We start from the raw sequence: 17473 nt of genomic DNA, 5'->3' as shown, positions 1-17473 counted from the left end.
GACGCGCCGCTCAGACTGCTGACTTGGTGGGATCCAGGACGACCTTGATGCATCCGTCTTCCTTCTTCTGGAACATCTCGTAGGCGCCGGGAGCGTCGGTCAGCGGCAGGGTGTGGGTGATGAAGTCGTCCACGCCCAGGGGATCTGCTGGATCTTCGAGGAGCGGCAGGATCTTGTCGACCCAGTTCTTCACGTTGGCCTGGCCCATCTTGAAGGTGATCTGCTTGTCGAACATCGTGATCAATGGGAGCGGGCTGGCCGCCCCGCCGTAGACCCCGCTCAGCGAGATCGTGCCGCCGCGGCGGACGAGCTCGATGGCCGAGTACAGGGCCGCGAGGCGGTCCACGCCGACGGTCTGCATCATGGCCTTGCCGGCCGCGTCGGGCACGAACTGCGCCGAGATCTGCGCCGCCTTGGCGATGGGGGAGCCGTGGGCCTCCATGCCCACGGCGTCCACGACACCGTCCGGGCCGCGGCCACCCGTGGCCTCGCGGATCTGGTTCAGCGACTCCTCGCCGATGTCAAAGGCCACGACACCATGGCGGGCGGCCATCTCGCGGCGCTCAGCGACGGGATCGATCGCGTAGACCTTCATGCCGTGGTGCTTGGCGATGCGGGCCGCGAACTGACCGATCGGGCCGAGCCCGATGATCGCGATGCTGTCGCCGCTCTTGAGTCCGGTGTAGGCGACCCCCTGCCAGGCGGTGGGAATGACGTCGGAGAGGAAGAGGTAGCGGTGATCGGGAAGCTCGTTGCCCACCTTGATCGGGCTGTAGTCCGCGTGGGGGACACGCAGGTACTCCGCCTGGCCGCCGGGGACCGCGCCGTACATGGCGGAGAAGCCGTAGAGTGCGGCGCCCATGCCCTGATCGCGGACCTGAGTGACCTCACACTGGGTCTGCAGGCCGCGCTGGCACATGAAGCAGCTGCCGCAGGAGATCTGGAACGGGATGACGACCCGATCACCGACGGTGAGGTTCGAGTCGGCGCCCGCCTCGACCACACGGCCCATGGGCTCGTGGCCCAGGATGTCGCCGGGGGTCATGAACGGACCGAGCACCTCGTAGAGATGCAGGTCAGAGCCGCAGATCGCGGTGGAGGTGACCTCGATGATCGCGTCGTTGGTCTGCTGGATCTGTGGATCCGGAACCGTCTCCACACTTACCTTGTGATGGCCCTGCCATGTCACTGCTTTCACGTCGTGTCTCCTCCGAGGTTCTGTTGCGAGGCATACCGGGGAGAAATGTCATTCTTCAATCCCTCAATCACCCTTACTGTTCCTACGGTATCGACTATCACCTGGGAGTGGGCTGGACGTCAGCCGTACGTTGGCCCCCACGCGAGGACCGACGATCTGTGATCAGCCCGCTCAGCAGTCGTCTGCCAGCCAACAGGGTGCCCAGCACGCCCAGCGCCACAAGGATGAAGGACCACTCGGCACCGCCGCCACCACTGAGCACGCGCACCGTCATGCCCAGTGCCACGGTGCCGAGGATCACGACGACGGCGTCGGGCCAGAGCCGCGAGGGACGACGCCAGAACCGCACGGCAAGCGAACTGACGAGCAGTCCGAGCAGAAACGGGGCTGCCGTGCCCATCACTTGGGCCAGAGCCAGCCCGGTCTCGTGGGAGCGATTTCCCATGGCGGCGAAGCCCACCACGAGCAGGCTGTCCAGTACCAGGAGCAGCCAGGGGAGTGGGGCCGAAAGGGACGGCGCTGGCCGGCGCGAAGGGAAGGGGTGCATAGGGCGAGTCTAGGAAGATTCGGCCGCGTGCGTCGGCGCAGCCCGGTCGTCGATCGAGGCGGTGCAGGCATCGATGCGGTCGATCGCGGCGGTCAGCGTCTCCACCATGGTCCAGAGCTGCGGGTGCTGGTGCTTGATGTCCTTTAGGGAGGTCCCAGAGGACTTCAGTATGGAGAGATCGAAGCTGGCGTTGGTGCGGGCACCTGCCACGGCGGCGCGGAGTGCCCCGAAGGCGACAACGACGTCGGCGATCACGGCTCGCTTCCCGTGCTCCGCCAGCCAGGAGAGGTCCTCGATCGCGGCGGCGGCGTGTTCGCCGAGTTCGGCGGAGGTCTGCGCCGCCGTGATGGAGGCTTCCCTGATAGCTGCATCGCGCTCGGGGCCCGGGTCGACCTTGAAGGCGGCACCGAAGGCGTGGGAGGCGGTCGCGTCTTCGTCGGCCAGCTGCAGAGCGGTCTGCCGCAGGTCTGTAGCTCGAGCGAGTATCGCGTCGAGCCGGTCCCGCAGGTCGCGATCCGCCTCGGTGTACCCGGCGACCATGGAGGTCAATGACGCAGCGATCGCGAGCATCACCCCCGCGCCAGCACCTCCACCAGGGGAGCCGTTGGACTGGGCCAGACCCTCAGTCCAGTCAGCGACGGTCGAGCGCTTGGTGGTGAACTCTCCTGCGTCTGTCATGGATCCAGTCTGCACTACACGCAGGACGAACCGAGACAGTGGACGAAGGGGCGGTGAGCCGCACCAATTCCTTGCTCGGCGCCGGGACTACGGGTCAATGATTGGGAGAGTCTCTGGGCGAAGACTTCACTATGCGCGTTCACGCGGCACTCCAGGGGTTCTCTACTCCGACGTACTGGGTCGTCGTGTACTCAGCGATGCCTTCAGCTCCACCCTCGCGACCCAGACCCGATTGCTTGACACCACCGAAGGGAGCCGCCGCATTGGATACGACGCCGACGTTGAGGCCCAACAGCCCAAATTCCATCCGATCACCGATACGCAGCCCACGAGAGATGTCTTCGGTGAACACATAGGATGCCAGACCGTACTCAGTGGAGTTCGCAAGAGCCACTGCCTCGTCCTCGTCGCTGAAAGTAAGCACCGGAGCGATGGGCCCGAAGATCTCCTCGCGCAATACGCGAGCGTCCAATGGGACGTTTCGCAGCAGCGTTGGTTCAAAGAAGTATCCAGGACCGTCAGCGCGTCGACCTCCGACCACCACATCTGCGCCTCGATCCACAGCGTCAGCGACGAGCGTCTCCATCGAGTCTCGAGCTTTGGCTTCCACCAGAGGACCCACGTCGACACCATCATCGATGCCGGAGCCCAGGTTCAGCGCGCCCATCTTCTCTGCAAGCTTGGCCACGAACTCTTCGGCGCGTGATTCGTGGACCAATAGACGATTGGCCGCAGTGCACGCTTCACCCATGTTGCGCATCTTCGCAGCCATGGCCCCGGAGACTGCCTTGTCGATATCGGCGTCCTCGAACACGATCAGGGGTCCGTTGCCGCCTAGTTCCATGGACGTCCGGAGCACGTTCTCAGCCGCCATCTTCATGAGGTGCTTGCCCACTGAGGTGGAACCGGTGAACGAGACCTTTCGCAGACGTGGATCGGCGATGATCGTCTCGGAGATGGCCGCAGGCGAGTCCGTCGAGGTCACGTTGAGGACTCCAGCAGGCAGCCCCGCATCAATCATGATCTGGGCGAAATAGTTTGAGGTCAGCGGCGTCAGTGCGGCCGGTTTGAGCACCATGGTGCACCCGGCTGCTACGGCGGGGGCGACTTTGCGTGTCGCCATCGCCAGCGGGAAGTTCCAGGGAGTGATCAACAGACACGGGCCCACTGGCTTACGGGTGATCAGCATGCGCAGATTCCCCTCGGGCGCGTGCGCGTAGCGGCCGTAGTCTCGGACCGCCTCCTCGGAGAACCACCGCAGGAACTCGCCACCGTAGGTGACCTCGCCGCGTGACTGCGCCAGGGGTTTGCCCATTTCCAGAGTCATGAGCAGGGCCAGGTCTGAGGCGCGGTCCTGGACCAGGTCGAATGCTCGACGCAGGATCTCGGCCCGCACGCGTGTGGGGGTTCGAGCCCAGGACCGCTGGGCGTCTGCAGCGGCGTCCATGTCCGACTGAGCATCAGAAGCGGTGGCCGAGGCCATCGTGGCCAGGACCTGACCGGTGGCCGGGTTCTCCACGTCGAAGGTGGAATCCTGGGCGGACTCCCGCCACTCTCCGTTGATCAATAGTCCGGTCGGAGTCTTCGCCAGTACGGCGTCGACGCATTCTTGGACAGAGGAAGCCGAGTCAGTCATGTTCCGAGCGCTCATTCTTATGCCTCTCGAGTAGTTCCTGGTTCAGTCCTGCTTCGCGAACGTTCCATCGTCCTCGCCCACGAAGAACTGGCGTCCGTAGATGACTGCGCACAGCAAGATTCCGACGGCCAGTCCCCAGCCCGCTCCCAGGAGCGCCAGAGCGCCCGCGGTCACACCGGCAATTCCTAGATCACGTTGGCTGCGAGCCTGCATGATGCCTATGCGCACACTGACGAAAGCTTGAATGAGCAGGGTCAAGGCCAGGGCCACTCCGAGGATCGGCTCGACGAGAGTGACGATGGGCAGCAGCAGAAGTCCCGTGTTGGTGCCCCAACGGAAGGACCCCATGCCCCCATAGAGGTTCTTCATCGCCTTCTTGCCCTCTTTGTAGCGCTCGGAGATGACCACCTGCATGGCCGCCCAGACGGGTCCGGCCATGGCGACATCGGGACCGATGACTCCCATCAGCGTGTTGCGGGCCCCGAAGATCATGTGGGCCCGGTCAGGGTTGTATTCCACCTTCTGGTCGGGCCGAGTCTTGTCTGCCTCCTTGATGACCGCATCTGCCTGCAGTGAATCTCCAAAGACCACGATGTAGGTGGCCAGCACCGTTGGGATGGCCATGAGGAACATCGACATTGGGGGCAGCCCCAGGCCGAAGACCGTATATTCACGCCACAGGGTCATGAAATCGGGTTGGATGATGCCCCATTCAACTTCAGACCATTCCGCTTCTCCAACGAGGGGAGCGACTACTACGGCGACCAAGATGCAGGGAAGCACGCCCAGCTTGCCGATCTGCATGGCGAAGCTGTTACGTGCGCGCCACGAAGCGAAGCCGCGTGAATACATGAGAAAAAACGCTAGTCCTACCGCGATGGTGATGGTGATGGGGAAATCACCGAACTCCCCTCCTTCACCGAAGATGCGCTGGACGGCCGCGATTCCGGCACCCATGAGCACCCCAGCTTTGATCGCGGCGGGAATGGCTGTGACCACACGCCGTGCCAGACCGGTGACTCCAAGCGTGATGGAGAAAAGCCCCAGCAGAATCTGGAAGGAGATGAGCGCGTGGATTCGTTCTTGGCCCTCGGGAAAGGTTTCACAGTACGCCATCACGAGGGGAATGGCGGGGGTGATCCAGCCAGGCACCACCGGGTCGCCGAGCATGTGATGGGTCAGGTAGAGAAGACCGTTGATCAGGACTACTGCCAGAGCTACTTCGAAGGGCATGCCCAGGAGGTCGACCATGAGTGGGATGGCCGCCAGGTCGACGGCGCACATGAACAGCCCCTGGGTGTAGTCGGGCCATTCGATGCGGTAATGCTTGAAGGGAAGCCGAACTTCGAAGGGTCCCGCCTTCCAGTGGGGGGAGGGCGCTGGGCCCCGCGGATCGTCCTCTTCTGGGGCGGGACCCGCACTCCTGACGGTGTCGGACATGACTACTCTCCCTGCTCTTCGAATTCGATGATTTGACGCACGGCTCGACCGTCGGCCAGGTCGTCCATGGCCTGGTTGATGTCTTCAAGTCGGATGCGGGAGGTGATGAGTTTCTCAACGGGCAATCTGCCCTCGCGCCAAAGCTGTTCGTAGTGCGGGATGTCACGACTGGGCACCGAAGACCCCAGGTAGGATCCGATGATGGTCCGGGCCTCTGACGTGATGGTCAGTGGTGAGATCGTGGCGGTCGCAGAGGGGTTGGGCAACCCGGTGGTCACGGTGCGGCCTCCAGGCTTGGTGGCGCGGAAAGCTGTTTCAAAGGCCAAGGGATTGCCGGCACATTCGATCGCGTGGTGGGCCCGGATCCCTTGATCCTCGACCTCGTGCGGAGTGTAGGCCTCGTGGGCACCCAGGTCGCGCGCCATCGCGAGTTTGTCCTCCGACATGTCGACACCGATCACACGTCGGCATCCCTCTGCCAGCGCGGTCAGCAGTGCGGCCATGCCGACACCGCCGAGGCCCACGATCATCACGCTCTGCTCCGCTGCGGGTTCAGCAGCATTGAGGAGGGCGCCCCCGCCGGTCAGGACCGCGCAGCCCAGAACAGCGGCTACCGCAGGCGGGACATCAGCGCCGACAGGGACCACCGTGGCCCGATCGACCACGACGTAGGTGGAAAACCCGGAGACGCCTAGATGGTGATGAACCGTCTCACCGTTGCGGCTGAGCCTGCGGGCTCCCGAGAGGAGGGTGCCGTCATTGTTGGCCTGCGAACCTGGGGTACAGGGAAGCTGGCCCCCGGCCGCGCAGTTCTCGCAGTTCTCGCAGCGCGGCAGGAAGGTCATGACCACACGTTGACCCAGCGGTACGTCCAACACGTCCTTGCCAGCTTCTTCGACGATCCCTGCAGCCTCGTGTCCCAGCAACATCGGCACTGGTCGCGGACGGTCGGCGTTGACCACTGAGAGGTCCGAATGGCACACGCCGGCAGCTTCCATACGGACCAAAAGTTCGGAGGGTCCAGGACCCTCCAGCTCCAGACTCTGAACGGTGATCGGACGGCTTTGAGCGTACGGACCGGGACGGCCGACTTCTTCCAAGACTGCACCAGTGATGCGCATGAGAGTGGCTTCTTCCTGCTTCATCGAAAGCGTGTGATTTGTATCACGGCTGTGGGTGATATAACCAGCATTTGGGAAGGGAATCCACCACAACGTGTGTGCGTGGTCACCATAATCAGACATAATCTATGTGCATGACTGACATTCAAGCCGGTAATCGGGAAGCATTCCTTCTGGCCCTTCTCGACATCACGGCAGAGCTGTCCAGCCTCCAGGACGTGGAAGCAGTTCTCATGTCGATCGTGCGGCATGCCCGACAACTCATGGGATCAGACATGGCGTACATCAGTCTCAACGACTACGCCACGGGAGAGACCTATATCCGGCAATCGGATGGCGTGCTGACAAGTGAGTACCGAACCATCCGCATGCCGATAGGCACCGGCATCCTGGGCCTGGTGGCCTCCGGCGTCGCGCCCTACCAGACCACTGACTACCTGAAGGACGATTCGGTCCCACACATCGCTCGCATCGACGAGATCGTGGCGGCAGAGGGCGTGCGAACCATCATGGGTGTACCAGTGCTGGTCCGTGGACGAGTGATCGGCGCCCTGCTCGCCGCAGAACGCACTCCACGGGTGTTCAGCCCTGATGAGGTGGACATGGTCAGCTCTTTGGGTTCGCACGCCGCCATCGCTTTGGACAATGCGCAGAAATACGCCCAAGCGCTGGAAGACGCGGAATCTCTTACTCGACGAAACAAGGAGAGCCTTCAGGAAATCCTCTCACTGCGGCGGACCGCCGAATTCGATGATGAACTCATGCACCAGCTTCTGAAGGGGAACGACGAAGAAGGCGTACTGCGTGTGACGGCTGCAGCTTTGGGATGTTCCATCATTCTGCTCGACGAGATGGGGCGAGCGGTCTCCATGGGCTCGCCTCGGGCAGCAGAGTCGACTCGGGGTATCGACCTGCAGCAACCAATCTCGACACCCGGCAGAGACGCACGGCAGGCATTGGACTCCGCCGCGGGTACCGGACGCGCCCAGCACTTACGGGGCCCCGGCGAAAGCGTCATAGGGACAGTCGCCGCGGTACGCAGCGGTCGAAGCCTGCTGGGTTTCCTATTCACCACAGCCGAGCTGACTTCCAGCCAGCAGCTGCTGCTCGAGCGCTCGGCCGTCCACTGCGCTCTTGCGCTGTTGTTCGTCCAGGCCGAGGAGGATGCACAGCATCGCATGCAGCTCGATGTGTTTGAAGAGCTGCTCTCCGGAGACCCGATTCCTGCGGCTCGACTAGATCGGAGGCTTCGCCCGTGGGGCCTCACCTCGAGGGAGGTTGTATCGATTGCACTGATACGTCACCCACAGGTCTTCGAGCGGGACTTCCAGCGCACCCTCAGACAGCTGAGCGGTACGCGATTCCTCGCGCCCGCGCAGGATGATCTGTGTGTGATCTTCACCGATCGAAATTGGATACAGCGCTTCGCGTCCTTCGAGGAGAGCCGAGGCGTGGGGCTGCTGGCAGCGGTCTCGGGTCCTATGCCTGATATCACGGACCTGCCAAGCTCCTTCAGGCAGGCGCAGGCAGCGTTGTCCGTGCTCGAATACGCCGGTGAGACAGGAGTCATCGATTCAGGCGAGGTCGGCTTGGTTGGGACCGTGATCCACCTTGCGCAGGAGTCTGACACAGTCGATCTCGCTGCGGGAGTGCGAGCACTGATCAATTATGACGAGACCAGGGGGACGTCACTGTCGGAGACTGCGCTGAGATTCTTTGACTGCGACAGGCGCATCGATCGCACGGCAGAGTCCCTCTTCGTCCATCGAAATACGGTCAATCAACGTCTTCGCACCATCGAGAAGCTGATGGGCTCAGGATGGGACCGCGCCCCTCGAGCATTGGATGTGCACCTAGCTCTGCGGGCGTGGTGGCACTCTCCGTCCGGAGGTAGTCGCTGAGTATGGGTCGCGGAGTTTGCCTGATTAAGCCTTGCTGTGCAGCACCACGGGTCGAAGATCGTGCCAGGGGAGCGGATCCACCGTCTCTCCGAGCGCCACTGGTCGCGCGTCAGCGGGTCAATGCGTTGGAATGGCCCCTTGAGAGGTATCGGTGACTGGACCTTGAATGCGAGGTCCGAGCATCCGTAGGTGCCCCTCGCTGCAACGGGGAGCTCTGCTGTGCGGGGCGGACTCCACAGCAGACGAGGGGCCCGGCCAGACCAGCGGCTCACGGTGGTGGTGCGGCGCCGTGGGTATGGGTCGAGCAACTGCAACCTGACATAATGTAGATTATCGGCGGTAGACAAGCGGGCGCTGTACGGACCCTCATTCCGTTGCATCACGCGGCTGCAGCCGGTGCCCACGTCTGCGAAATGTAACGGCCCAAGGACGAGCCTCATCGTTGCGGACAAGGCGCCCGTTGCGCCGCCTGAGCCTGAGGCCAGGTGTCGCCGGCGCTCTTCCGTCAGGTCGGGAACTCTGTCCCACTCGAACAGGCTCTCATCCAGCTAGCCTTGAGACCGTGACCTCACCCTGGCCCCTGACCTGCCCCTCGTGCACCGCACCGCTCAGTCCGACCCCCGCCTCCTCGGTGGCGATCCAAGCGCTCGGCTGTCCTGTTGGTCACCATTTCGACGCGGCACGACAAGGTTATGTCAACTTGCTCTCGGGGCGCGGGACCCGGTTCACCCCTGATTCTGCGCAGATGATCATGGCGCGTGAACGCGTCCAGGACGCCGGAGTCTTCGCCGATCTCAGCACTGAGCTGGCACGGATCCTGGCCCTGAAGGTGCCCGCGGATCGACTGGGCGACGCCGCCGATCCCGCTCTGCTCCTCGACTGCGGCGCCGCCACCGGCCACTACCTGCACGAGCTGCTCGACACGACGCCACATACACGGGGCATCGCGCTGGATCTGTCGATCGCCGGGCTGAAGCGGGCCGCCCGCCATCCTCGAACACTCGCCCTTGCCTGGGATCTCTGGCAGCCCCTCCCCCTGGCCTCCGATTCGGTCGATCTGCTGCTCGACGTCTTCGCGCCCCGCAATGTGAGCGAATACGCCCGCGTGCTCCGAGCCGGTGGACTGGCCGTGGTTGTGACCCCAGGTGACGCGCATCTGAGAGAGCTGCGCGCAGCAGGTCTGCTCACGGTCCAGGGTCAGAAGCTGCAGCAGCTCCGGGACCAGATGACCCCTGCATTCGGCTCCGCAGAACTCAACACCCAGGTCACAGCCACGGCGTCGGTCGACTCAGAGCTGGCCGCTGATCTGGTATTCATGGGTCCCGCCGGGCATCACCACGAGCATGCCGCACTGCGCGACGGTCTTGTGGCCAGCGGCGTGTCACAAGTCACCGTCGACCTCGACGTGAGCCTGTGGCGCGGATAGTCTGAAGTCACGCGGATATGGGCTGATGAGGAGCTGAGATGATCGAATGGCTAGGCGATAACCTCTGGGCGCCGTGGCTGGCACTGGCACTCGGACTCCTGGTGCTCGAAGCCATCACCCTCGATCTGCTCTTTCTGATGCTCGCGGTCGGAGCCGGCGCAGCCACCACCGTGGCGCTTGCCGGCGGTGAGCCCTGGCTCCAGGTGCTGGTCGGCTGCGCCACCGCACTGCTGATGCTCGGAGCGGTCAGGCCGATCGCTCTCAAACACCTCAAGAAGGGTCCGGCGAACCAGCTGACGAACATCGACCGGATGACCGGGATGGAAGCCCACGCGCTGGAAGCCATCACCGGAGACGCCGGCCTGGCCGAGGTCGACGGCGATACATGGACCGCACGCACCACCGGGGACGTCCGGATCGAGCCCGGCATGGACGCCGTCGTCGAATCGGTGGAGGGTGCCATCGTCTACCTGCGCCCGACGCGACAGATCAATTGGGATGAAGCTGGACCCGACACCTTTGGGCCCAACACTCCCCGACCGGAAGGCGCCTGAGCGACCTTCAGGCGCGCCACTGATACAGAACGGAACGTCATGGAAGTCACTGCACTCGTAGTCCTCCTGGTCCTCGTCGCCCTGGTGGTGATCATCATCGCGCGCAGCGTGCGCATCGTGCCGCAGGCCCGGGCGGGACTGATCGAACGCCTCGGCAAGTACCAGCGCACCCAGGGCCCTGGACTCACCCTGCTGGTCCCCTTCATCGATCGGCTGCTGCCGATGCTGGACATGCGCGAGCAGGTCGTCTCCTTCCCGCCGCAGCCGGTGATCACCGAGGACAACCTGGTGGTCTCCATCGATACGGTGGTGTACTTCCAGATCACCGATCCCAAGGCCGCCACCTACGAGATCCAGAACTACATCATCGCGGTGGAGCAGCTCACCACCACCACCTTGCGCAACGTGGTCGGTGGACTGAACCTCGAAGAGGCGCTGACCTCACGTGACCGCATCAACGGCCAGCTTCGTGGCGAGCTGGACAAGGTCACAGGACGCTGGGGCATCCGTGTCGCCCGCGTGGAGCTCAAGGCGATCGAGCCGCCCCACTCCATCCAGGACTCCATGGAGAAGCAGATGCGTGCCGAGCGCGAACGCCGCGCGGCGATCCTCACCGCCGAAGGCACCAAGCAGGCCGCGATCCTGACCGCTGAAGGTGAGCGCCAGGCCTCCATCCTCGCCGCCGAAGGTGACGCACAGGCACGGATCCTCGGCGCCAACGCCGAGGCCCAAGCCATCGAGACCGTCTTCAACGCGGTCCACGATTCCGAGCCGGGCCCCGAGCTTCTGTCCTACCAGTACCTGCAGATCCTCCCGGAGATCGCCAAGTCCGAGTCCAACACCATGTGGATGATCCCCGGCGAGTTCGGCGACGCGCTGAAGAACCTCGCCGGAGCCTTCGGCGGACCCGAATCTGCGCAGCAGTCCGGCATCAGTCTCGAAGATCGCGAGGCCGAGCGTGCAGCGCGCACCGAGCGGCTGAAGCAGCGCCGGCTGGAGAAGGCGCAGGAGTCCGAACAGAACAAGGGCAAGCCGGCCATCTCCTCCGCGATTGCGGATATGGCCGAATCGGCCCGCAGCACCTCGGTCACCGATGAGAACCCGCACTACACGAGCCGCCAGGAGATCGAGCAGGAGGCCCGCAAGGCGCAGGTCGGCAACGCAGAGGTCGCTGAGTCACGCCCGGAGACCCCCGCGCAGGAAGGGGCGGAGCTCACCGAACAGCCGGTCTTCCAGCAGCAGCCTGAGCCGATGGAGGATCCGCAGCGCTGATAAGAGATGGGAATAACTCCTTGGTGCTCTAGAGTTGTAGCCAGGGAATGACTCTGCCCATCACACAGGAGGATCAACGATGAGCGATCGCAGTCTGCGCGGAATGCGCCTCGGCGCGCAGTCCATGGAAACCGAACAGGGCGTCGAGCCGGCGCCGCGCCAGGAGATCGAGTATCTCACCGAGGATGGCGAGCGGATGCGGGTGATGTTCTCCGCGGAGGCCGACGTCCCGGCCACCTGGGTCTCGCCCACCGGCAAGGAGGGCCTGCGCGTCGACGTCGACAGGCCTGAGGCCGAGCCGGTGAAGCCGGTCAGGAGCCACTGGGACATGCTGCTGGAACGACGTTCCACAGATGACCTCGAAGTGATCCTGCAGGATCGTCTCAAGCTGCTCAAGGAGCGTCGCGGCGAAGCCGCCTGACACTCTGGGCTGACCATACAGCGACGGCGTCCCTCCCGAGGAATCGGGACGGACGCCGTCGCTGTATGGTCTGTGCCGAATCTCAGCGCTGGCGCAGCTTCTGCCCCAGCGTGCGCGCGCGGGCGCTGAGTCCCCAGCGGGTCACATTGATCATCGCTTCGAGAACGATGTTGGAGCTCATCTTCGATTCGCCCTGGGTGCGCTCCACAAAGGTGATCGGCACTTCGGCGATGGTCTTGCCCATCCCGGCCACCCGGAAGGTCATGTCGACCTGGAACCCGTAGCCGACGGATTCGATGCTGCTGAGGTCGATCTCCTCGAGCACCGAGCGTCGGAACACCCGGAACCCCGCGGTGATGTCGCGGACCTTCAGGCCCAGCATGGTCCGGGAGTAGAGGCTTCCCGCTCGCGAGATCGCGATCCGGTGCAGCGGCCAGTTGACCACCGAACCTCCCGGCACCCAGCGTGATCCGATGACCAGATCGGCTTCATCGATCTTCGCGAGCAGCTTCGGCAGCTGCTCAGGCTGATGCGACCCATCTGCGTCGAGCTCGACGAGCACGTCGTAGCCGCGCTCGAGTCCCCAGCCGAACCCTGCGATATAGGCGCCGCCCAGACCGTTCTTCGCGGTGCGGTGCAGCACGTGGATCTGTGGATCTTGGGAGCTGAGCTCCTCGGCGAAGTCTCCGGTCCCGTCGGGGCTGTTGTCATCGACGATGAGCACATCCGAGGTCGGAACTGCCGCACGCAGACGGGCGACGGTGCCCGGCAGGGCGTCGATCTCGTCGTAGGTCGGGATGATCGTCAGGATCTTCACGAGTTGCTTCGCGTCCTTCTGGGGTTGTGGAGCTAGGTGGCAGATGGTTCGAGACAGTCTACGGTCACGCGCCGGTGATCATGCCTGAGCTTGGGTACCGGCGTGGGAGGCGGGCCGGGAGACCTCGACGCCGTCGATCACGGTCCAGAGCAGCGTCGGCAGCGTCTCACCGTCGAGATAGGGCAGCAGCGGCGTCCGCGCGCGCACATCGGTGCTCCACGCCGCGGTGCGGGAATCCGGGGTCTGGACCGCCAGCGAGTCGACCTCCCAGACCGTGTACGTGGCCCGTGCGCCCGGATCCAGCTGCGCGGAGGTGGCCGGGGTGCCGCTGGTCTCGGGCAGCGAGCGGTAGGCGCCACGGGTCTGCGCGTTGAAGCCTGCCCGCACCGAGACCGGATCGCTCTCGTGGTGGACGTGGGCGGTCACCGCGACCCAGGGGCTCTGGCCGTCCTCGGCGACGGCGCTCACCGGCACCCCGACGCTGAGCGCAGTGGCCAGGTGGCCCCGACCGCGCAGCACCACCTGCACACCGGTGTTCAGCAGCGACTCCCAGTCCTCGCGTGCCGCAGAGTCGAACCCGTGGAGCACCGTGGGCAGCCCACCGGGCGGGCTCTGCCGCTTGGCGCGCATCTCGCTGGTGGAGCTCACCAGCGCGGCGACCGTGTCGGCCGCCGGGGTGATGCTCTGATCCGTCTGCAGGATCAGCTGACGCTGGGCCTGGGCGGCGGCGAGCCTGATGCTCAGCAGCTGCTCGAGCACCTCGTGGGCGAGCAGCTGCAGGGCTGCGGGGCGACCCAAGATCGCATCCACGGTCCGGAGCTGCTCCGCGGCGACGCGCACGGCGTCGAGTCGATCTGCCACGCCCATGTCGGTGAGCCCGGTGAGCGTGAGGACCGGATAGGCGCGCACCCGATGGTCGGCGGCGGAGCGGAACGCGGCATTCAGCGCTTCCTGCACCGCGTCGGCCTCGGTCAGCGCGGCCACGGGCAGTTCGACGCTGAGCCGGACGGCGCCGCAGCCTTGGGCCGCCGCCGCGTCGAGGGCTGCGCCGACCCGAGCAGCCCAGGAGCTGTCCCCGGGGGCTGCCCCGGTGGAGCCTGCCTCTGGGGCGCCAGTCTCACCGGAGGCCGCCAGGTTCACCCAGCCCACGAAGGCCGGGGCCACCAGGGCGCGGTCGAGGTCCTGGATGACCAGATCAGCGTCTTTGCGCTCGGCGGCGGTCTCGTCGGATCCCACCCAGGCGATCAGTCCGTCCTCGACCAGCATCGCGTCCGCGTAGGGCTCGGACGGAGAGTGGATCGTGCCGTTGGTCAGCAGTCGCGGCGGGTGAGCGGCACTGGTGCTAGTCATCAGTTGGTTCCTCCAGGTTCTGATAGGCCACCGAGGAGTATGCCACCACTCCCCTGCCGATCAGCTGCACTGCCTCATGACAGCGTGCCGAGAGCTTGGCCGGGGTGTGTGGGATCTTGCTCAGCTGGTCCAGGGTGTCGATGCACTGCTTGGTCCAGCGCACGAAGTCCCCGGCGGCCAGCGGGGAGTCATCCAGCGCGCTGCGCAGACTCTTGCCCCCGGCCCAGGCGTACATCGGCAGGACCAGACCCAGCTCCGGGGCGGCGGTGGGCTCGAGGTGATGGCGCTTCTCAAGGGCTTCAAGTTCAGCGTGAACCTCGATCCCGATCTGCGCGGCCTGGCCCAGGCGCTTGGTCGGCATCACGGGCATCGCACCCTCGTCCTCGCGCTTGGCCTGGTAGACCAGCACGGTGACGAAGGCGGCGAGCTCCTGGGCGGTGAGTCCGGAGAGGACGCCGCGCTCCATGAGCAGTCCGGTGAACAGGTCTCGCTCGCCGTAGATCCGGCGCAGCTGCTGACCGCGGTCGGTCACGGCGAACTCGGTGGCGAACCACTCCTCCGCGGTGAATCCGGGGCGCTGCAGCGCCGGTTCGGGAGAGATCAGCTGCTCCGGGCTCTCCGGTGGCACGTGCGGCATCAGCTCCGGGTCCACGGCCTCCATGTGTCCGAGCTCGTGGAGCACCCCGCAGACCCGGTCGAAGGTCTTAGCGATGGATCCGGTGCGCCGATCGATCTTCAGCTTGAGCTGGTCGATCTCACGCTGAAGCTTCCAGGCGCGCTCGGCCCAGCGGGCGTGGTCCTCCCGATCGCTGCAGCCGTGGCAGGGGTGGCGCTGCAGGGCGCTCTGCAGCTGCTCCAGCGACTCAGACTCGGTGTCGTCCTCGCGGAAGCCGAAGCCTGCGGTCGGTGCGTTGGAACGCGGTGGGACCCGCTCATGCATGGCGGCTCGCATCGAGGAGGCGAGGTCCCGGCGGACCTTCGGCACCTTGACCTGGGGCTTGCGCGGAAGCCGGATGCTGGCAATGACCTCTGGCGGCTGGCCGAAGTCATCGGCCGTGACGTTGCGGAACTTGCCGTCGGCGGTGATCACCCCGGGACGCGGATCGTGTTCGGGGGCGCTGTGGACCACCAGGGATTCCCCGAAGCCGCGCTTGCCGCCCACGTCGATGACATCGCCGGGCTGCAGCGCGGCGAGGACCCTGATGATCTCGCGGCGCCGCTGCCGGTGGCGGGCCTTGGCCTGGTCCTTCTCCGCCTCTCCGAGACGACGACGCAGCGCGGCGTATTCGCGGAAGTCCCCGAGGTGGCAGGCCATCGCCTCTTCATAGCCGGCCATGGAGGATTCGCGCTTCGCCACATCCCGAGCGGTGCCGACCACCGAGCGGTCGGCCTGGAACTGTGCGAAGGAGGATTCCAGGATGGTGCGCGCTCGACGTCGTCCGAACTGCGCGGTGAGGTTCACCGCCATGTTGTAGGAGGGCTTGAAGCTGGAGTTCAGCGGATAGGTCCGCTTCGAGGCCAGCCCCGCAACCTGGCGCGGGTCCATGCCCGGCTGCCAGACGACGACGGCGTGGCCCTCCACGTCGATGCCCCGCCGTCCCGCACGGCCGGTGAGCTGGGTGTACTCCCCCGGGGTGACGTCCACGTGAGACTCGCCGTTGAACTTGTCCAGCTTCTCCAGCACCACCGTGCGCGCGGGCATGTTGATCCCCAGCGCCAGGGTCTCGGTGGCGAAGACCACCTTGAGCAGACCCTCGGCGTAGAGCGCCTCGACGAGCTCCTTGAACGGCGGAAGCATCCCGGCGTGGTGCGCGGCGACCCCGTTGATCAGGGCCTCGCGGAAGCTCTCGAAGCCCAGGATGGCGAGGTCCTCTGCCGGAAGGTCCCAGCCCATCTGCTCCACCCGGGACGTGATCTCAGCGGCCTCCTCACGCGTGGTCAGCACGATGCCGGCGTTGAGGCACTGCTCCACGGCGGCCTCGCAGCCGACGCGGGAGAAGATGAAGCCGATGCAGGGCAGCAGGCCGTCACGGTCCAGCGCCCGGATCATCTTGGGTCGGTTCAGCCGCGGGCGTCCGGCGCCGGATCCGGAGATCCCTGAGGTCCCCGAGGGCGCGGAGCCGCCGCGGCCACCTGGTCCTCCCCGGCTGGAGGACGCGCTGCTGCGCATCTCCTGCCGCGCTCCGCTCTTGCCGGGGCCACCTCCTGCGCCGCGACCCGGACCGCGCCCGGGTCCGCGGCCGTTGCCGCGGGACCGGTATCCGCCGCTGCGTCGCGAGGTCGGGCCCTGACCCTGGTGCGCGAGGCGCTGCAGCTCGGGATTGACCAGCGTCGGTGCGTCGTCGTCCTCCTCATAGATGAAGAGGTCGTGCAGCTCGTTCTCGACGAACATGTGCTGCCAGAGCGGCACCGGACGGTGCTCGGAGACCACTACGGAGGTCTCCCCGCGCACCGTGTCGAGCCAGGCGCCGAACTCCTCGGCGTTGGAGACCGTGGCGGAGAGGGCGACGACCTGGACGTGTTCGGGGAGGTGGATGATCACTTCCTCCCAGACTGCGCCGCGGAACCTGTCGGCCAGGTAGTGGACCTCGTCCATCACGACGTATCCCAGATCTCGCAGCGTCGCGGAGTCCTGGTAGAGCATGTTGCGGAGCACCTCGGTGGTCATGACCACGATCTGCGCCTCGGAGTTGATCGAGGTGTCGCCGGTGAGCAGGCCCACCTTCTCGGTGCCGTGGGTCTCGGCGAGCTCCTGGTACTTCTGGTTCGAGAGCGCCTTGATCGGCGTCGTATAGAAGGTCTTGGTGCGGTTGGCCAGACCCAGGTGGACGGCGAACTCCCCCACGATGGTCTTGCCCGCGCCGGTGGGGGCCGCGACCAGCACCGCCCGCCCGGCTTCCAGGTGCTGGCAGGCCTGGACCTGGAACTCGTCGAGGTCGAAGGCCTGAGCCTGGCGGAAGGCCCCGAGCTCTGTCTTGGCCTCTGCTGCTCGTCGACGTGACTGTGCGTAGCGCTCGGCCGGTGAACTCATGCTTCCAGCCTATGACATCGCCGCCGGGGGGATTTCACATGGCGACTCCGCTCGCCAGCCCGGCCTGCCGGGCCGGTCCAC

14 protein-coding genes and 1 pseudogene are annotated in these 17473 nt (G+C 65.3%); 6 read left to right on the top strand and 9 right to left on the bottom strand.

Annotation, left to right across the window (positions count from 1 at the left end; translation table 11 throughout):
• Nucleotides 1-10: 10 nt before the first annotated feature.
• From ACHAA4_RS01385 to ACHAA4_RS01360, 6 genes are all read right to left on the bottom strand, one after another.
• A complete protein-coding gene (locus ACHAA4_RS01385; RefSeq protein WP_435772407.1) occupies nt 11-1198 on the bottom strand; it encodes an alcohol dehydrogenase catalytic domain-containing protein in 1188 nt (395 codons plus the stop codon).
• A 97-nt stretch (nt 1199-1295) separates the two neighbouring features.
• Nucleotides 1296-1745 (bottom strand): DUF3054 domain-containing protein, encoded by a 450-nt coding sequence (locus ACHAA4_RS01380; RefSeq protein ID WP_435772406.1) that lies wholly within the window; start codon nt 1743-1745, stop codon nt 1296-1298.
• Between the two features lie 9 nt (nt 1746-1754).
• Nucleotides 1755-2423: a cyclodeaminase/cyclohydrolase family protein gene (locus tag ACHAA4_RS01375; RefSeq protein WP_435772405.1), complete on the bottom strand. Its 669-nt coding sequence runs from the start codon at nt 2421-2423 to the stop codon at nt 1755-1757.
• Between the two features lie 139 nt (nt 2424-2562).
• Nucleotides 2563-4059, bottom strand: coding sequence for an NAD-dependent succinate-semialdehyde dehydrogenase (locus ACHAA4_RS01370; RefSeq protein ID WP_435772404.1), 1497 nt, complete (start codon nt 4057-4059; stop codon nt 2563-2565).
• Nucleotides 4060-4101: 42 nt separating this feature from the next.
• A complete protein-coding gene (locus tag ACHAA4_RS01365; protein WP_435772403.1) occupies nt 4102-5499 on the bottom strand; it encodes a hypothetical protein in 1398 nt (465 codons plus the stop codon).
• Nucleotides 5500-5501: 2 nt separating this feature from the next.
• Nucleotides 5502-6620, bottom strand: coding sequence for a zinc-binding dehydrogenase (locus tag ACHAA4_RS01360; RefSeq protein ID WP_435772968.1), 1119 nt, complete (start codon nt 6618-6620; stop codon nt 5502-5504).
• 134 nt (nt 6621-6754) lie between these two features.
• Here ACHAA4_RS01360 and ACHAA4_RS01355 point away from each other — a divergent pair, with 134 nt between their 5' ends.
• The 6 genes and pseudogenes from ACHAA4_RS01355 to ACHAA4_RS01330 all read left to right on the top strand — a co-directional run bounded on the left by ACHAA4_RS01355 (nt 6755) and on the right by ACHAA4_RS01330 (nt 12194).
• On the top strand, nt 6755-8521 hold the full coding sequence (locus tag ACHAA4_RS01355) for a helix-turn-helix domain-containing protein (protein ID WP_435772402.1): 1767 nt from the start codon (nt 6755-6757) through the stop codon (nt 8519-8521).
• Between the two features lie 562 nt (nt 8522-9083).
• Nucleotides 9084-9215, top strand: a pseudogene (locus tag ACHAA4_RS01350) (putative RNA methyltransferase); the annotation flags it as partial.
• A 51-nt stretch (nt 9216-9266) separates the two neighbouring features.
• A complete protein-coding gene (locus tag ACHAA4_RS01345; RefSeq protein WP_435772991.1) occupies nt 9267-9947 on the top strand; it encodes a class I SAM-dependent methyltransferase in 681 nt (226 codons plus the stop codon).
• Nucleotides 9948-9985: 38 nt separating this feature from the next.
• Nucleotides 9986-10501 carry an NfeD family protein gene (locus tag ACHAA4_RS01340; RefSeq protein ID WP_435772401.1) on the top strand — a complete coding sequence of 172 codons (516 nt, stop codon included), beginning with the start codon at nt 9986-9988 and terminating at the stop codon, nt 10499-10501.
• 39 nt (nt 10502-10540) lie between these two features.
• Nucleotides 10541-11773, top strand: coding sequence for an SPFH domain-containing protein (locus ACHAA4_RS01335; protein WP_435772400.1), 1233 nt, complete (start codon nt 10541-10543; stop codon nt 11771-11773).
• Nucleotides 11774-11852: 79 nt separating this feature from the next.
• Nucleotides 11853-12194: an RNA polymerase-binding protein RbpA gene (locus ACHAA4_RS01330; RefSeq protein WP_435772399.1), complete on the top strand. Its 342-nt coding sequence runs from the start codon at nt 11853-11855 to the stop codon at nt 12192-12194.
• Nucleotides 12195-12276: 82 nt separating this feature from the next.
• Here ACHAA4_RS01330 and ACHAA4_RS01325 read toward each other — a convergent pair whose 3' ends face one another.
• The 3 genes from ACHAA4_RS01325 to ACHAA4_RS01315 form a co-directional block, all read right to left on the bottom strand.
• Nucleotides 12277-13011, bottom strand: a complete 735-nt coding sequence (locus ACHAA4_RS01325; RefSeq protein WP_435772398.1) for a polyprenol monophosphomannose synthase — start codon at nt 13009-13011, stop codon at nt 12277-12279.
• Nucleotides 13012-13089: 78 nt separating this feature from the next.
• Nucleotides 13090-14361: a hypothetical protein gene (locus ACHAA4_RS01320; RefSeq protein ID WP_435772397.1), complete on the bottom strand. Its 1272-nt coding sequence runs from the start codon at nt 14359-14361 to the stop codon at nt 13090-13092.
• On the bottom strand, nt 14354-17392 hold the full coding sequence (locus tag ACHAA4_RS01315; protein ID WP_435772396.1) for a DEAD/DEAH box helicase: 3039 nt from the start codon (nt 17390-17392) through the stop codon (nt 14354-14356). The genes ACHAA4_RS01320 and ACHAA4_RS01315 overlap by 8 nt, the downstream gene beginning before the upstream one ends.
• Nucleotides 17393-17473: the final 81 nt, after the last annotated feature.

Origin of the sequence: Nesterenkonia maliinae, from assembly GCF_051262655.1 — a bacterium.
Classification (GTDB): Bacteria; Actinomycetota; Actinomycetes; order Actinomycetales; family Micrococcaceae; genus Nesterenkonia.
This window is presented reverse-complemented; position numbering and strand designations above follow the sequence as displayed.

What these genes read in the sequence shown, in the direction of transcription:
- ACHAA4_RS01380 (WP_435772406.1), bottom strand. Translation starts at nt 1,745, where the DNA reads ATGCACCCCTTCCCTTCGCGCCGGCCAGCGCCGTCCCTTTCGGCCCCA.
- ACHAA4_RS01375 (WP_435772405.1), bottom strand. Translation starts at nt 2,423, where the DNA reads ATGACAGACGCAGGAGAGTTCACCACCAAGCGCTCGACCGTCGCTGAC.
- ACHAA4_RS01370 (WP_435772404.1), bottom strand. Translation starts at nt 4,059, where the DNA reads ATGACTGACTCGGCTTCCTCTGTCCAAGAATGCGTCGACGCCGTACTG.
- ACHAA4_RS01365 (WP_435772403.1), bottom strand. Translation starts at nt 5,499, where the DNA reads ATGTCCGACACCGTCAGGAGTGCGGGTCCCGCCCCAGAAGAGGACGAT.
- ACHAA4_RS01360 (WP_435772968.1), bottom strand. Translation starts at nt 6,620, where the DNA reads ATGCGCATCACTGGTGCAGTCTTGGAAGAAGTCGGCCGTCCCGGTCCG.
- ACHAA4_RS01355 (WP_435772402.1), top strand. Translation starts at nt 6,755, where the DNA reads ATGACTGACATTCAAGCCGGTAATCGGGAAGCATTCCTTCTGGCCCTT.
- ACHAA4_RS01345 (WP_435772991.1), top strand. Translation starts at nt 9,267, where the DNA reads ATGATCATGGCGCGTGAACGCGTCCAGGACGCCGGAGTCTTCGCCGAT.
- ACHAA4_RS01340 (WP_435772401.1), top strand. Translation starts at nt 9,986, where the DNA reads ATGATCGAATGGCTAGGCGATAACCTCTGGGCGCCGTGGCTGGCACTG.
- ACHAA4_RS01335 (WP_435772400.1), top strand. Translation starts at nt 10,541, where the DNA reads ATGGAAGTCACTGCACTCGTAGTCCTCCTGGTCCTCGTCGCCCTGGTG.
- ACHAA4_RS01330 (WP_435772399.1), top strand. Translation starts at nt 11,853, where the DNA reads ATGAGCGATCGCAGTCTGCGCGGAATGCGCCTCGGCGCGCAGTCCATG.
- ACHAA4_RS01320 (WP_435772397.1), bottom strand. Translation starts at nt 14,361, where the DNA reads ATGACTAGCACCAGTGCCGCTCACCCGCCGCGACTGCTGACCAACGGC.
- ACHAA4_RS01315 (WP_435772396.1), bottom strand. Translation starts at nt 17,392, where the DNA reads ATGAGTTCACCGGCCGAGCGCTACGCACAGTCACGTCGACGAGCAGCA.